Raw genomic sequence first — 14,916 nt, 5'->3', positions numbered from 1 at the left:
TCAAATCTTCCATGGAGACTGACAATGCGCGAACGGGACGCACGCCAACCTTCAACGGAACTTCTCACCGTCCTCGACAAGTTCAGAAGCAGCATCGGTCAGGGCGATCCCATCGCCGCATTCAGGAGCGGCTTGATCGGATCGAAGGCAAAGGTGGACGGTCCCTTCGGTCCCAAGGATCTCGTTTATGCCGACTACGTGGCCTCGGGACGCGCGCTCCGACAGATCGAGGAATTCATCCTGGAAGAAGTCCTGCCCTACTATGCGAACAGCCATACCGAGGCGTCCTACTGCGGCGGCATGATGACCCGCCTGCGCCGGGAAGCACGGTCGGTCATCAGGGACCTCTGCGGGGCGGACGCGCGACATGCAGTGATCTTCGCTGGGTCCGGCGCGACGGCGGGGATCAACCGCCTGGTGAAGCTGCTCGGCGTCACCGACGCCATCGCAGCCGGGAAGCGCGCGCGCGTCGTCATCGGCCCGTATGAACACCATTCGAACATACTGCCGTGGCGCGAGAGCGGAGCGGACGTCATCGAGATCACCGAGGGCGACAACGGTGGCCCGGACCCCGCGCGGCTACGGGAGGCTCTTGAGTCCGCCGGCGCGGATCTGATCATCTGCTCGTTCTCCGCGGCGTCGAACGTCACCGGGATCCGCACCGACGTCACAGCGCTCACGAAGATCGCAAAGGCTGCGGGCGCCAAAGTGGTATGGGACTATGCCGGCGCGGGACCATACATGCCCATCGCGATGACGCCGGACGAAGGCGCCGAGATCGACGCGATAGTCGTGTCTCCGCACAAGTTCCTCGGCGGGCCTGGAGCTTCCGGCGTGCTGGTGGTGCGGCACGACGCGGTCGTAACGACCAAGCCTTCCTGGCCTGGCGGTGGCACCGTCAAGTTCGTGTCGCCCATGGGCCACGACTACAGCGACAGCCTCGAGTCGAGGGAGGAGGCCGGAACGCCCAACGTCATCGGCGACATTCGCGCGGCCCTCGTATTCCTCATCAAGGACGCGATCGGCGTTGATGAAATCCAGCGGCTAAACGTCGGTTTCACGCGACGCGTCTTCGCTGCCTGGAAGGACGTTCCCGAGATCGAACTGCTCGGCTCCACATCGATGGCGAGACTGCCGATCTTTTCATTTCGCCTGCGCGACGGCGGGGGCGGCTACGTCCACCACCAACTAGTCACACGCATGCTGAGCGACCGTTTCGGCATCCAGGCCCGCGGCGGCTGCGCCTGCGCAGGCCCTTACGTGCACAGGCTACTTTCCATTGACGGCCCGACTTCCCAGCGCATACGGCAGGCGATCCTGGACGGCAGGGAGATCGAGAAGCCGGGGTTCACGCGTCTCAATCTGAGCGTTCTGGCTTCGAAGGAGAAGGTTTCCTTCATCCTGGATTCGGTCGTCCAGCTCGCGCGGGACGCATCGGCGTACGTGCCGCTCTACACGTTCGATCCGGCGCGGGCGACCTTCTCGCCGATCGCTTCGGCGCGACGGGGGGCGGCTTGTGCGTAGGCCCGACGTCGCCGCCTTCTTCGACCCACGTACCTTCTCGGCCCACCGCTGCAAATACGCCTTCGTTGTGTACCGCCAGTCGAACGTGTTCTCCGACCCGGCGAAGCGTCGATGCGGCTGCTTGCCGGTGGCAGTTATCGGTGTAGACAAATAGGGGCACATTCAAGCCGATGGTCGACAAGCGCGCCCATAGGTTTCCAGCACTTCGGTCACGTAGGCCTTCGCGATTGTTGGAACGCTGTCGTTGGGGCGCATTGACTTCGCGACTCGTCCGAGAAATTGGGTTGCTGTATTTGCGGCGGTAGTGGCGGGTTGCGGTGCGGAGCCACAGCACGACATTGCGCCGTTGAACTGCTTGATCTGCTCGATATCGGTTCCACTCGGGGCGGAGGACCTGCCCAATCGGATAGGAGTGCCACTCGCCGATGTCCCGCAGCTGATTACCATTTCGGGCGGCGGTAGCCTCGATGTCCATGCCTCGACACGCCAGGGGTTAAGGATGCTGGAGTGGCGACGCTGTTGCTTATCGGCATCTTCTACATTTGGAAATCGCATACTGAATGCGCTCTCGTGTTTCAGATAGCGGCCGGCACGCCAACTTGCGGACAAGACAATGCGGCTAAGTGCAGGCAATCCCGCTTATTCGGCGCGACAATCGGATCTTTTCGCCACCATCACCAACCATGCCGATTGATCAATTGATTGCATTAAGCTATCATGCATGCATCGCAATCAATCTGGAGGATGGAAAGCAATGCCGTCCATCACTATTCGCAACGTGCCAGACGAAGTCCATCGTGCCATTCGTGTCCGGGCCGCCCTGCACGGCCGCAGCGCCGAGGCAGAAATCCGCAGCATTCTCGAACAGGCTGCCAAACCAGAGGGACGTTTGAAGCTGGGCACACTATTGACCTCTATCGCCCGTGAGGCTGGAGGTCTGACGGACGCCGAAGCGGAACGCCTCAATCAGCTTCGTGACAAGACTCCGGCTGAACCTATGAGCTTTGAATGATCGTTCTCGATACCAATGTGATCTCCGAACTCTGGAAAGTCGAGCCGGATACGAACGTTTTGGCCTGGATTGACGCCCAACTGATCGAAACCCTCTACCTGTCTACGATCACCGTCGCTGAATTGCGCTATGGTGTGGCAACGATGCCGGAAGGCAAACGGCAAACGATCTACCAGGATCGTCTTGAACGGGAGGTTTTGCCAGCGTTCTCCGGCCGAGTTCTTTCTTTCGACCTGGATGCGTCGCAAGCCTACGCCGAGCTAATGGCGCGAGCGAAGGAAGCCGGTAGGGCTATTGGGAAGGCTGATGGCTACATCGCCGCAACGGCCGCGGCGCGCGGTCTGATGGTTGCCACACGTGACACAAGTCCCTTCCAGGCCGCAGGTCTGAACGTCATTAATCCCTGGAATTCCTCGTAGTAGGCAGCAGAAATGTCGACAATACAAACATTATCGACACATCACCGTTTATGTCGTGTGAGTTCATGCTGAACCGCGACTTGCGGGTCTGCCTAAACTAACCGGCATGCCTTATCTGGGCGAGCAATTTCTTGCGGAAGACTTCGGCGGCGGCCGGGCCGGTCCATTCATACTTGCTGACAACTGCGTACCACGTCTTCAGGGACACCTCAACCTGAGGGTGGCGTTCCCGAAACAGTCTCCCGCATTATGGAACTTGGCGCAGCCGACGGAGCTCCTTTCATGGATGAACGCCGGTCCGCATTTCGCAGCCGGCGGCCGAGCGCCCGATCCTCGTGTTCACCTTCTCTTGGCCGATAGAACCGATGACCAAAGGGAGTTAAAAGCTGTTGCGCTCGTGATAGGTGCGGAGGAACGATTGGATGCGCTGATCTTCGGGGTGGTGAAGAATGCGCGCCGGCGCGTCGACACTGACGAGTTCGCCCTTTTCCATGAAGGCGACCTGGTCCGCGACATGGGCAGCGAAACCCATCTCGTGCGTGACGACAACCATGGTCATGCCTTCTGCGGCGAGCGTCCGCATGACGCTGAGCACCTCGCCCACCAGTTCAGGGTCGAGCGCCGAGGTCGGCTCGTCGAACAGCATCAGGCGCGGCTCCATGGCGACAGCGCGAGCAATGGCGACGCGCTGCTGCTGACCGCCGGAAAGGCGTGAGGGATAGTTGGCCAACTTGTCGGCCAGTCCCACCTTCTTCAGCGCCTCGGCGGCACGAGCCAATGCTTCCACTTTGGGCAGGCCGCGAACGCGGATCAAGCCTTCCGCCACGTTCTGCAACGCCGTCATATGCGGCCATAGATTAAATTGCTGGAACACCATTCCGATGGAACGCCGCATCTGGCGAAGCTGTCGGCCCCGCATCTTGCGGCCACCGGGGCTGGCATAGCCGATCAACAGGCCGTCGATGGCGATCTCACCGGAATCGTATTCCTCCAGGAAATTGATGCAGCGCAACAGCGTAGACTTGCCCGAGCCCGAAGGGCCGATCAGGCAGGTGACCTTGCCTGGCAGGATCGACAGGTTTACATCCTTCAACGCCTGAAAGGGACCGTAGAACTTGTTGACCTTGCGGATCTCGACGGATGACGCTTCAACCATCCTATGCCCTTTCGATCAGATGTCTGGTGATGCGTGTCTCCAGCAGACGGCCGGCACGCGAGATGATTTCGACCAATGCCCAGAAAAACAGCGCCAGCACCAGGTTCGCCTCCAGATAGCGGAATGTTTCGGTGGACATGCGCTGCACCGAGTACATCACCTCCGGGACGGTGATGATGGACAGGATGACCGTCTCCTTGGTCAAGATGATAGAGAAATTGACCAGTGCCGGGAGTGCTGAGACCAGGCTGAGCGGCAAAAGGATGCGACCCACGATGGTCAATTCCGACATGCCGATGGCGCGCGCTGCCTCGAGTAGGCCAACCGGCACGGCGAGATAGCCTGCACGGAAAATCTCGGCAAAATACGGACTGCCATAGACGGTGAGCCCCAGAATACCGGCAGGCAGAGCCTCGAGGCGTAGTCCCAGTAGTGGCCCGCCGTAGTAGAGCACGAAGAGCTGCACCAGGAAGGGTGTGCCACGTATGACCTCTATATACGCCCGCAGCAGCCAGCCGAGCGGTCGCGGCCCGTAACGCTGCGCCAAAGAAATGATCAGGCCTAGTACCATGCTGAATATCGTGCCGAGTACCCAGCAGAAGACCGTCAACTCGAAGCCGCCCAGCAGGGTCGGCCAATATTGCACCAGGATGCTCAGGTCCATTACACGGCCACCTTGTGTTCAAGATAACGCCCGAGTGCCGCGAGGCATAAGTTGATGATCAGATAGATACACGCGGCCGCGATATAGACTTCCAGTGGGCGGAAGGTCATGGCGGCCTGGGCCTGGCTGGCGCGCGTCACTTCCAGAATCCCGACGACAGAAACCAGTGACGAGGCCTTGACCAGGAGGATCAACTCGTTGACCAGCGCCGGCAGCGATATCGCAAACGCCTGCGGCAGGATCACACGCAGCCAGATGTCACTCGGCCGCATGCCGATTGCGGTTGCCGCCTCCATCTGTCCTCTGGGCAATGCGGTGATGGCGCCGCGCCAAATCTCCGAGACATAGGCACTGGAGCAGACGCCGACGGTGACCACGGCCGCGACCATGGCCGGCACGTTGACGCCGATGACAGGCAGCAGGTAATAGCAAAGGAGCAGCTGGACCAGCAGCGGAACGCCGCGCAGAAAGCTGACCCAAATGGCCGCGACCCAGCGCAGCCAGGTTGCGCGCGAAAGTGCGGCGGCACAGATCAGCGCGCCGACCACGAGCCCGAGCGCGATGCCCAGAATGGAGATCAGCAGCGTGAAGCGCGCTGCCCAGAAGAGCGGCTCGAAACTGCCGAGAAAGGTAGAGATCGAAAACATCAGCACTCCAGGACCGGGGTCGCGCAGGGCCGTCACATGAGCAAGCGCGCAACAGATGGCTCCCGGCAAGCGGAACTATAGCGCGGGCGGGATCACTCCCACCCGCGTCGGATCCTCACTTGGTCGGAACTTCACGCGGCAGCTCGGCGGAGGCGCCCAGCCATTTTTCCTGGATGGCCTTGACGCGCCCGTCGTCAGTCATCTTAAGCATGGCGGCGTTGATGGCCTTGACGAAGCTTTCGCTGTCGGCGTCCTTGCGCACGACCCAGGCGAAATAGGTCGGCTGGCCAAACGTCGCCTTATCGAACATGGCAAATGTTTCAGGGCGGGTCTTGACCAAGTAGGTGAGGTTTGGCAGCGATCCGGCAACCGCGTCCAGACGGCCGGCGGCGAGATCCGCGTAGGCTTCGTCGGTGGTGCCATATTCCTTGATGTTTACGCCGCCAATCTTGTCGCCGAAGGCCTGAAGCTGCTTGAACTGTGCGGTGCCCTGCTGCACGCCGACGGTCTTGCCCTTGATGTCCTCCGGCTTCTTCAGGTCGGCATTGCTGGCGGCACGCAACAGCGCGACCGTGGCGTCGGCGATCGGCAATGTGAAGGCGTAACGCTGCAGGCGCTCCGGTGTAATTGTGACCGGCGCGATGATGATATCGAACTTCTTCACCTCGAGGCCAGGCAGTTCGGCCGTCCAAGGAATATCTTGGTAGACCGGCTCCGCGCCGATCTCCTTCGCCACGGCGTCGAAGAGATCCTTCGTCATGCCTTCGTAAGTGCCGTTATCGATCATGTCGAACGGCGCGTAGTGCATGTCGGTGGCCGTTTCAATCTTGCCCTTGGCCTTGATATCAGCAAGCTGGTCGGCCATGGCGGGCACAGTCACGCCCAGCATGGCAAGGCCGAACACAGCGGATTTCAAAAGGTTGGAAAAGGTCATTGTTGTTCCCCTTACTGGACGAGTGAGTTATCGAAATTCAGCGCGCCGCCACTCGCCTGCGGCGGCTGATAGGATCAGAGGATAGGCGCGTCCGTCAACCTGATCTTGGAGCTGATCGCGATACACGCGACACGACAAGTGTCGCGTGTATCGCGCACGCGGACCTTTCACGATCCGCCTCCTGTCAGGCCAGCATTGGCTGAGATGATATTGCGGTGATTCGCGGCATTCCTCTGCCCGAAGCCATGCAGCAGTCCCTGCACAAGTCCGTGACCCAGGCGGCAGGCTATTACAACCATGCAGAGCGAAAGATGGGCCGCGCGACGCGGCTGGTCATTTAGAAGCGATGCGCACCAACTCACGCCGCCCCGATTTGCCTTGTGCGCGAGAAGCTAGCAGAACCGGAGCTGCTGGCTCGCTCTCCAAAACGGACATCTGAGGATCATCTGATGAAGCTGGTCGCCCGATCGCGCTTGCTGATCCAGGGATGTCGTTACGCGACATCGCCGCGCAATTGGATCAAATGGGCGAGCGACCCACACGTGGCGGCTGCAAATGGCAGCCGTCTTCCGTAAGGGTTTTGCTGGATGAAGCTCGCCGATTTGGGCTCATCCGGGATTGAGTTACAACTGGGGCGCATTTTGGTGTTTGGGCAGGCTATCTGGATCAGAATTTTGGGCCGTGTCCCATAGCCCGGGTCAGCTCTCCGCCCAAATCAACAGGTTTCCCGCATTAGCGCACCTGTTTTCGCGCCGCCGCCAAACTCCCGCGGGCTACCATCGAAATAAAGGCGCCTCGTCGTGCCGCCTCTCAGGCGACATGCCAAACTGGTCCGGCCAGTTCCCGATGTCGTTTGACACTTTGATGAATGGCCCGACTGATCGTCTGGATGGGAGTCGAACTTGAGACATCCCGTATGGCGTCCGGTGCAGTTGAGTGGATACGAACTGTCGACCCCTTAATTATCGAGGGGTGGCTGCATCGATCATGTCACGACCGTTGCGCCCTAGACGATCCTCAAGAGATTGGCGCCTCTTCCAAGTCCAGCGACTTGGCCACAGCGCTGCGCGAGCTCGGTCGCATCAAGCGCACCCTGTTCATGATCGAATGGTACGCCATCCCGGCATTGCGCGCTACCAGGCTGGACTCAACAAAGGCGAAGCCATCCACAAGCTCAAGCGCGCCGTCTTCTTCCACGAACGCGGTGAAATCCGTGACCGGTCCCTCGACCGTCAGGCATTCGGTGCCTCCGGGCTTAATCTCTTCGTCAGCGCCATCGTCCACTGAAATACTGTCTATCTTAGCCGGGCGGCGGCTCACCTGCGACAGCGGGGCCGAAACATTCTCGACGAGCTGCTGAAACATGTCTCGTCTCAGACCCTTGCGGCTTCCGGGTGGAACCCTCCAACCGGCATGATGTTCGCAATCCGTTCGGGCTTAGCGTGTGGGGGGAGCAGTTCTTCCGCTCCCCTATCTGGCACTCAACGCGACAACACGATCCAGAGCAGCTGAGAAGCCGCGTAGCGACACCTGAAAGCTCAATTCCTTATCCGAATCGTTCGTAACCTTAAGGTTTAGCCGGGAGCTCATCCGTAGCTTTGTAAGTGTCGGTGAGTCGATAGGAAACAAGGCAATGCATCCCGCTGGCAAACAGGTGCGGAAACGCACTGGCTTCAGAGGCGGCTGATCATCGATAGTCGGCGTAACACCGGAGTCGAAGACGATGCCGAATGGAAGGAGGAGCGTTGCGGCCGCGTTGCCATCCGAGCGCATTTGTATCTCGACGGCGAGCAGCCTCTGACCATTCTGCTGCGTCTGATCCTGGGAAATCGTGCATACTGGCGCCTTGTCACGAGCATTACACGCGACCCGCCAGTCCTGGTAGGTCTCCTGTAGCGCCGATGCGCCGTTTGGCAGGGCTGACTGAGCAAAGGCAGCCGAAGTAAACGCAAGAATAATGCCTGCACAAAGAAGGATGAGCCTCCGACAAGACAGGAGGCCCCCTCGTTGATGGGGGGAAATCAATGTGGAAATTGGCAATTGATGACGTCTTTCTGCTTGGAAGAGGACATTTCCTCGGTCGGCCCCGTAAAGCTCACGGGGAAGAGACCAAGGTCAGCGGCGCCCGTCACGGGAATGAAAGTCCAAGCTTACGGCGGTCATGGTTGCGGATGGGGTCACGTACATACCCACTCGCGGATCTTGCATTGCGATCCTGAACGCTCGCATGCTTTGAGGGCGAGGTTTTCAGCTTCTCGACGCGTCGAGGCTGAATTTGCGCCCCATGGCGCGACCCGCTTGTTTTCGTCTTTGCCGATGGCGAGCGCACCGCAATGATTGTAGGGGAAGCCGGTATTGTCGTCATCATCCCAGTGCCGATGATTGCGAAATACGCTGACCACGATGCACTTGTTACCCTTATCCCGCTCGCAATGCTTGAGCGCGATATCCATGGCTTCCTGCCGTTTGTCGGCGCCCCAAAAGAAACCGTATCTTTCATCGGGTGCAGAATAGGCGATGGCCGCCCAAATGCCTCGCTCATCTGGCGGAGGAGCTGGCGCCTGCTCTGTCGTAAGGAGATCAGCGGCCCCCAACTGCCCGGTATAGACAAACAGCATGCCGATCGCCGCAATGGCGGATCTCAATTTCATTTTGAGCCCCCTGGTTTTCCTGCTGCCGAGGCTACGGAAATGACGACGCAGCCGTTTCCAGTCGGCAGAAGCATCGCATCGCCGCCGCCGTTACCGAGTTCGTAAACCCCAACCTGCCCGAGATTGTTGACGAGCTTGCTTCCATTCGGAAACTTGGTCGAGATTTCCGGACAAGAGCCTGTAAACGGCGCCACGCGAACCATCGCGCCTTCGCAGCCCGATGCGACCGGTGCGGCGAATACGATGCCGGCGGCCGGGCCGCTATAACCCTGTGTGGCATAGTTCATGCCGACAAGCGCTTGCACCGCGTGCTTGTCGGCCGCCTCGTTGTTCCAGATCGATTGGACATTATATTGCGTGCCGTTTGTCAGCAGCTGTCCGAGAACTGGGAAGACGGTCGAACAGGATTGCAGGCCAGCCTTTTTGGCGTGCTGCAGAAACGGCGTGTCTGGCAATGTTTGATTGGCATCGTTCGCCGCGGCGACCGCTGGCTGCGATAGAAGGTTGCCGATCACGTCGTATCGGGCGACGGCGTAGCCGGCAGCACCGGCGAATGCAATTGCAAGCAGCGAAAGAACGGTCGTCCTCGGCCATTTCCGCCGCGGCTTCGCCTGATCGCCGGCTAGGTTCTGAATTGCTGCGTCGTTCCTGCTTCGGGACATGATGCGCTCGTGGATTGATTGCTGGTTCATGGAAAATCCGTCCGTCACTTTATCGCCTTAACGGCGGTAGAAAGGCCTTTGAGGTTTGCGGTCACGCTGATCGTCCTTCCATCCGCCGTTGGATAGGAGATCGCGGGCGCGGTATTCTTCGAAATCTGCTCGCGCATCATCGGTCCGATTGGGAGCATGCCGACGCAAACCGTTTGGCTGCACCCATCGAGCTTGACTTGTATGGGCTCCTTGCGGTCCTCGAATTGCAGCGAGATACGACCATCGCTCTTTGCAACCGGGGCGGTTCGCATAATCATGTAGGGCTCGCCCTTTTTGGTGGCGGCGAGCGACCAGCTGAATGCAATCTGTCCTGCCTCGTTCTCGATAGTCTGAGTGACATTGCAAACCCGCTGGCGGACCTTCAGGTTTTCATCGCAGATGAGAGTCCAATTTTCGAACGGACGGATGGTTCTCTCATAATCGCCAAGCTTCACCTCCGGAGGAACAACGACGTCGGAAGGCTTTATGCGATAATTTGGGAGGGCACCCTCCTGTCCGGCCGCAAACGGACCAAACAGGAGGGTGCAAGCCACGAGAGCCGGGACGCCGAAAAGCGCTCCTTTCAGCATGACGGGGCTCAATTCAAGGTGAAGCTGAGGCCAGCGCCGACGCCCACTTGTCCGCCGGCCGCCGTGCCCGACAAGTTGCCGCGAATGCGGCCGTCTTCGCTGGTGTAGCCCGCGCCGAAGGCAAGCGCCCCTTCACCCCGCCAGACGCCGCCACCGACAGCCACGCTAAGCTTGCCGGGACGGTCATCATAGCGAAGCGATGCCGCGGCAAGCCCTATCGCGGCCGCCTGCCTCGCCTCGGACCTTACGTCACCGAGTTGCTGGTTCAGTTGCCCGAATTTCTGGTCCGTATAGTTGTTGGCGGCAGTCAATGTATTGGCGACAGCGGTGTCCGTGTACGATTTGACCTGCGTGATGCTATCGCCCAATTGGGCAACGTTCACAGCATCCGTAGACGCGACGCCCCTGCCGACGTTGGAGATGACCACCGGCGCGTTCACGTCACCGCCCTGCAGCGTGATGCTGTTCGTCTTGCTGCCATCGGGATTGAGGTCATAGGTGACGGCGTTCTTGGTAATAGTCCCGACACCCGTCTGCAGGCTGTCGATCGCCTCATTGGTCGCATAAAGCTGCGATCCGTTGATGGCATCGGTGCTGTCGGCAGAAATGCGGCCGGCAGCGACGTTCGTGATGGTTCTTTCAGCTCCTTGCGCACCAACGCTCACCGTTCCGACAGGTGCGGTGCCGGCAAAGTCGTAGTGCTGACCCTGAATGGTGGTGCCGGAGGTTCCGACAGCAGCCTGCGTTACGGAACCGGAACCCAAAGCGACGTCATTGGCATTGTTGGCTTGCGCCCCTTGGCCGAGGGCAACCGCGCCCTGCCCTGCGGCTGCGGCTCCATTGCCCGCGGCCAGGCTGTTCGTTCCACTGGCCACGCTCTGAGGACCGATCGCAACGCTATCGGTGCCGCTGGCAGCGGAATCAGCGAGTGTCGAGTTGGCGTGGAAATACTTGATGCCACCGCCATTGGTGATGTTGGTCAACGTGTTATCGACTGCGCCGAAGGCATCGTAGACCGTGCTATAATTGTTGCCCTGGATGTTATAGGTGGGGCCGGTGATCGAGCCATCCGGGTTCACTGTGGTATTGCCGCCGATCAAGTTGGTGACATTGGTGCCGAGACCCCTCAACTGGCTGACATTCACGGCGTCGGTGTCGGCCGAACCGGCTGCCAGATTGGTCAGCTTGCGCTCCGATCCGGCCGATCCGATCGACACTTCGCCGACAGAGCTTTGCGGGCTCGCAAGAGCAAAGGCGGTGTAGTTCGTCTGTGCGCCCACGCTGGTCACGGATTGTGCGCCGAGAGCAACGCTATTGATATTGTTGCTCTGTGCGCCGGCGCCCAATGCTACCGATTGGACTCCCGCAGCCACCGAGTTTGTACCGAGCGCCACGCCATCGGCCAGCATGACGTGGGCATTCTGGCCGATGGCCGTGCCGCCGGGCGCGATCTGGTCGACGACCGCGCCATTGCCTATACCGATGCCATTGTCTCCATTGACCACCGTCGTCGGGCCTACCGCCACCGACTCGGCGCCAACGGCAAGGGAGTCGCCGGCAGCCGAGTTCGCATGGAAGTACTTGCTAGGCGTCGTCGCGACCGAAGCGATGGCACCCTGGAGCTGGCGAACCGTCACGGCATCCTGCGCGCTGGTACCATCGGCGACATTGGTGATCTGTCGATAGGAGCTGCTCGAACCGACGGAGACCGCACCCAACAGAGTTTTGTCCGTCGTATTATATTGGATAAAGTTCGTTGGTCCCGCCGCGATCTGGCCGGCGGCGGGTGCCAGGGCGCGATCGGCAACCGATCCTGAACCAAGGGCTACGCCACCGACGATGGTGGCCTGGCTATTCATTCCAAGCGCTAGTGAATTGTCGGCGACCGAGGTGGCATTATAGCCGACGGCAGTTGAACCGACACCTTGCGCAGAGGAATCGCTGACGGCAAGGGTGCTGTCATTGGTGCGCACATAGCGAATGCCCTCACCGTTTGCATTGGTGTAGGTCGTCGATGTGTCACCGGCAATATTGTTGATCGTATTGCCGAGATTGGTCAGGTTGCCGCCGATTGTGGTGACCGTCGTATTAAGACTGTCGACCGCCTGATTGGTGGCAAAGAGCTGTGAGCCGTTGACCGCGTCGGTCGAGCCGCCGTTGAGCTGGCCAGCAGCAACATTCTGGATCTGGCGCTCTGCACCGGCGGAACCAACCGAGAAGGCGCCCGCCGGCGTCGTGCCTGCGAAGCTGTAAGTATTGCCTCCCACGGTAACACCCGAGACCGCCGTCGTCGCACCAGACTGAGAATTCAGGCCGATGGCCACATCACCGGCATTGTTGGCGATGGCATTCGGGCCGACGGCAACCGAATCCGTCCCGAGGGCTTGGGAATCCGGCAGGACAGAATTGGCATGGAAATACTTGATGCCGCCACCGGTGTTGATATTGGTGATCGTGTTGCTCAGGTTGGCAATATCGGTTGTGTTCAGGTCAACTTGCTGGTTGGTCGCAAAGAGCTGCGATCCATTGACGGCATCCGTCGAACCGTTGTTGAGCCTGCCCGCCGCGACATTGGTGATGGTGCGTTCGGCACCCGCCGCGCCGACACTCACTGTCGAGGTTGGTGTCCTACCGGCGAAATTATAGGTGTTGCCGCCGATCGTGGCGCTGGCGGTGCCGACCGCTGCGAGGGTCGACGAGCCCGAACCCAGGGCTACGTCGCCGGAACTCGCCGTCGCCGTTGCACCATTACCCAAGGCCACGTTCCCGACAAAACCGGAAGCGCCCGCGATGGAACCGTTACCAAGCGCAACCGAGCCCTGGCCGATCGCCTTGTTGTTGTTGCCGATCGCGACTGCGCCGGCAGCCTGATTAGCGGCGGTGGCGCTCGCCGTGCCGTCGCTATTGGCGATGTTGTTGGCGCCGCCGGTGAAGGCACCGGTGCCGCTGGCATAGCTCGGATCGCCGATCGCAACCGCGCCGTCGCCGTAAGCGGTGTTGCCGGAGCCGATCGACACCGCCTTGCCGCCGGTCGCCACAGCATTCGTGCCCATGGCGACTGCCTCGGCGGAATCAGCCTTGGCGCTGTTGCCTACAGCGATCGCCGATGTGGCGGAGGCCGTGGCGCTCTGGCCGATGGCCGTGGCGCTCGTACCGCTGGCCGCGGAGAGATAGCCTGCGGCGAGTGATTGGCTGGCGCTGGCGGCGGTGCCAATGCCGAGCGCGGTACTGCCGGCCCCGCCGGCATTGGCGCTGACGCCGGCAGCGAGTGAATTATCTCCCGCCGCATTCGTTCCAGATCCGTACGAGGAGGAGTTTGTGCCACTGGCGACGGCCTGGCGCCCGGTAGCAGTGGAATTGTCGCCGCCGGCACTGGCACCGGCGCCGGTTGCAACCGATAAAACACCACCGGCATTCGCATTGTTGCCGAGCGCGACGCCGGAGGTCGCGGTGCTTGCGACGATTGCGCCTGAACCTATCGCAACACCACCACCGGCAGCGAGCGCTTGCGCTTGGTTACCCAAAGCGATTCCGAAAGCCCCCGAAGCAACGGTGGTGGGGCCGATGGCGAGCGAGTTGGTCCCCGATGCGGCGGCTGACGTGCCGATGGCAATGGTATCGGTGTTCGAGGCCTTGGCAAGGTAACCCATGGCCGAGCCCCTTAGGGCGGAAGCAGTTGCCCCGTTTCCGATCGCCGTGGACTGGTCTGCCGTTGCACCGGCCGACGTGCCGAAGGCGCTGGCTCCGGTCCCTGTCGCAGATGAAGTTGGACCTACGGCGGTAGACCATGCCCCCGTGGCGTTCGTACCGGAACCCAGCGCAACGGCCTCGAACGTGAAGCCGGCCGGAGCGGTGCCGCTTGCATTGGCGTTCGTGCCAATGGCAACTGGAGAACCGCCGCCCGTTCCGGCGTTTGCCTTGGCGCTGACACCCAAGGCGACGGCGGAACCGTTGGAAGATGAGGCGTTGGAGGACAATCCAATCGCCACCGAGGCACCACCCGAGGCGCTGGCTGTTGAACCGAGGGCAACAGCGTTCGCCCCGTTTGCAGTGGTGTTGACACCAAAGGCTGAAGCTCCGTCCGCGAGTGCGTGGGCGTTGCCGCCCACGGCAAGAGCATTGACGCCCGTCGCGTTCGCAAAGACACCCATGCCTATGGCGTTGAGGCCACTGGCACTCATCGTATAACCGATGGCGATCGAAGCATCGCCCGTTGCGGTGATACCGGTGCCCAAAGCCACGCCGTTGTTGCCATTCACATGGGCGCCAGAGCCGATGGCGGTTGAGGCAGAACCGGGCGCGGTGCTGGCACAGCCGATAGCTATGCTTTGCCCCCCTGCAGAGGGGGTCGTGCAATTCGCGGTGTTGGTCAGAACCCCGTTACCAATAGCAAGCTGCGCGAACGCCGCCTGCGGGGTCATGCCGCCAATGACGACAAGCAGCGCTCCAGCAGTGCCGCCGATTGCCGGCGTACCCAACCCCAACCGAAGCCGTTTCATACCCAGCACGCGATGAGCTGTTCGGAGCGCTGCCATTAGCCTGCGACGCGCGGAACGACTATCGGTTTTCCCCAACATCCAACTTCCGACAGATCCGGTACGAGATTTGAACTGCAAATGCTCCCCAA

Annotated in this window: 12 protein-coding genes and 3 pseudogenes; 6 read left to right on the top strand and 9 right to left on the bottom strand. The window is 60.7% G+C overall.

From position 1 onward, the window contains the following. Nucleotides 1-24: 24 nt before the first annotated feature. From CCGE525_RS26420 to CCGE525_RS26410, 3 genes are all read left to right on the top strand, one after another. Nucleotides 25-1,524 carry an aminotransferase class V-fold PLP-dependent enzyme gene (locus CCGE525_RS26420; RefSeq protein ID WP_120707261.1) on the top strand — a complete coding sequence of 500 codons (1,500 nt, stop codon included), beginning with the start codon at nucleotides 25-27 and terminating at the stop codon, nucleotides 1,522-1,524. A gap of 754 nt (nucleotides 1,525-2,278) precedes the next feature. Then, a complete protein-coding gene (locus tag CCGE525_RS26415) occupies nucleotides 2,279-2,536 on the top strand; it encodes a FitA-like ribbon-helix-helix domain-containing protein (protein WP_120707260.1) in 258 nt (85 codons plus the stop codon). After that, nucleotides 2,533-2,955 carry a type II toxin-antitoxin system VapC family toxin gene (locus CCGE525_RS26410; protein ID WP_120707259.1) on the top strand — a complete coding sequence of 141 codons (423 nt, stop codon included), beginning with the start codon at nucleotides 2,533-2,535 and terminating at the stop codon, nucleotides 2,953-2,955. Before CCGE525_RS26415 ends, CCGE525_RS26410 begins: the two co-directional genes overlap by 4 nt. A 379-nt stretch (nucleotides 2,956-3,334) precedes the next feature. Here the strand turns inward: CCGE525_RS26410 and CCGE525_RS26405 are convergent, their stop codons facing one another. The 4 genes from CCGE525_RS26405 to CCGE525_RS26390 form a co-directional block, all read right to left on the bottom strand. Then, on the bottom strand, nucleotides 3,335-4,111 hold the full coding sequence (locus CCGE525_RS26405; protein WP_120707258.1) for an amino acid ABC transporter ATP-binding protein: 777 nt from the start codon (nucleotides 4,109-4,111) through the stop codon (nucleotides 3,335-3,337). 1 nt (nucleotide 4,112) lies between these two features. Next, nucleotides 4,113-4,775: an amino acid ABC transporter permease gene (locus CCGE525_RS26400; RefSeq protein WP_120707257.1), complete on the bottom strand. Its 663-nt coding sequence runs from the start codon at nucleotides 4,773-4,775 to the stop codon at nucleotides 4,113-4,115. Then, nucleotides 4,775-5,422, bottom strand: coding sequence for an amino acid ABC transporter permease (locus tag CCGE525_RS26395; protein ID WP_120707256.1), 648 nt, complete (start codon nucleotides 5,420-5,422; stop codon nucleotides 4,775-4,777). The genes CCGE525_RS26400 and CCGE525_RS26395 overlap by 1 nt, the downstream gene beginning before the upstream one ends. Before the next feature lie 115 nt (nucleotides 5,423-5,537). Next, a complete protein-coding gene (locus tag CCGE525_RS26390; protein ID WP_120707255.1) occupies nucleotides 5,538-6,356 on the bottom strand; it encodes a transporter substrate-binding domain-containing protein in 819 nt (272 codons plus the stop codon). Between the two features lie 212 nt (nucleotides 6,357-6,568). On the opposite strand from CCGE525_RS26390, the pseudogene CCGE525_RS39170 reads away from it, so the two are divergent. From CCGE525_RS39170 to CCGE525_RS26375, 3 pseudogenes are all read left to right on the top strand, one after another. After that, a pseudogene (locus CCGE525_RS39170) lies at nucleotides 6,569-6,697 on the top strand (integrase); the annotation flags it as partial. 36 nt (nucleotides 6,698-6,733) lie between these two features. Continuing rightward, nucleotides 6,734-6,978, top strand: a pseudogene (locus CCGE525_RS39165) (recombinase family protein); the annotation flags it as partial. A 408-nt stretch (nucleotides 6,979-7,386) separates the two neighbouring features. Further along, a pseudogene (locus CCGE525_RS26375) lies at nucleotides 7,387-7,727 on the top strand (Tn3 family transposase); the annotation flags it as partial. A gap of 99 nt (nucleotides 7,728-7,826) precedes the next feature. Here the strand turns inward: CCGE525_RS26375 and CCGE525_RS26370 are convergent. The 5 genes from CCGE525_RS26370 to CCGE525_RS26350 all read right to left on the bottom strand — a co-directional run bounded on the left by CCGE525_RS26370 (nucleotide 7,827) and on the right by CCGE525_RS26350 (nucleotide 14,866). Further along, complete coding sequence (locus tag CCGE525_RS26370; protein ID WP_425375930.1) at nucleotides 7,827-8,351, bottom strand: invasion associated locus B family protein; 525 nt, start codon at nucleotides 8,349-8,351, stop codon at nucleotides 7,827-7,829. A gap of 182 nt (nucleotides 8,352-8,533) precedes the next feature. Then, entirely contained in the window at nucleotides 8,534-9,007 is a 474-nt protein-coding gene (locus CCGE525_RS26365) for a DUF4189 domain-containing protein (RefSeq protein ID WP_120707252.1), read from the bottom strand. Further along, nucleotides 9,004-9,699, bottom strand: a complete 696-nt coding sequence (locus CCGE525_RS26360) for a hypothetical protein (protein WP_120708639.1) — start codon at nucleotides 9,697-9,699, stop codon at nucleotides 9,004-9,006. Before CCGE525_RS26360 ends, CCGE525_RS26365 begins: the two co-directional genes overlap by 4 nt. A gap of 14 nt (nucleotides 9,700-9,713) precedes the next feature. Continuing rightward, nucleotides 9,714-10,289 carry an invasion associated locus B family protein gene (locus CCGE525_RS26355; RefSeq protein WP_120707251.1) on the bottom strand — a complete coding sequence of 192 codons (576 nt, stop codon included), beginning with the start codon at nucleotides 10,287-10,289 and terminating at the stop codon, nucleotides 9,714-9,716. A gap of 8 nt (nucleotides 10,290-10,297) precedes the next feature. After that, the gene (locus CCGE525_RS26350) at nucleotides 10,298-14,866 is read right to left on the bottom strand and encodes a YadA-like family protein (RefSeq protein ID WP_425375918.1); all 4,569 of its coding nucleotides are present in this window, start codon (nucleotides 14,864-14,866) and stop codon (nucleotides 10,298-10,300) included. Nucleotides 14,867-14,916: the final 50 nt, after the last annotated feature.

Source organism: Rhizobium jaguaris (assembly GCF_003627755.1).
Classification (GTDB): domain Bacteria; phylum Pseudomonadota; class Alphaproteobacteria; order Rhizobiales; family Rhizobiaceae; genus Rhizobium; species Rhizobium jaguaris.
The sequence above is the reverse complement of the archived record's forward strand: the minus strand, read 5'-3'. Positions and strand labels throughout refer to the sequence as shown.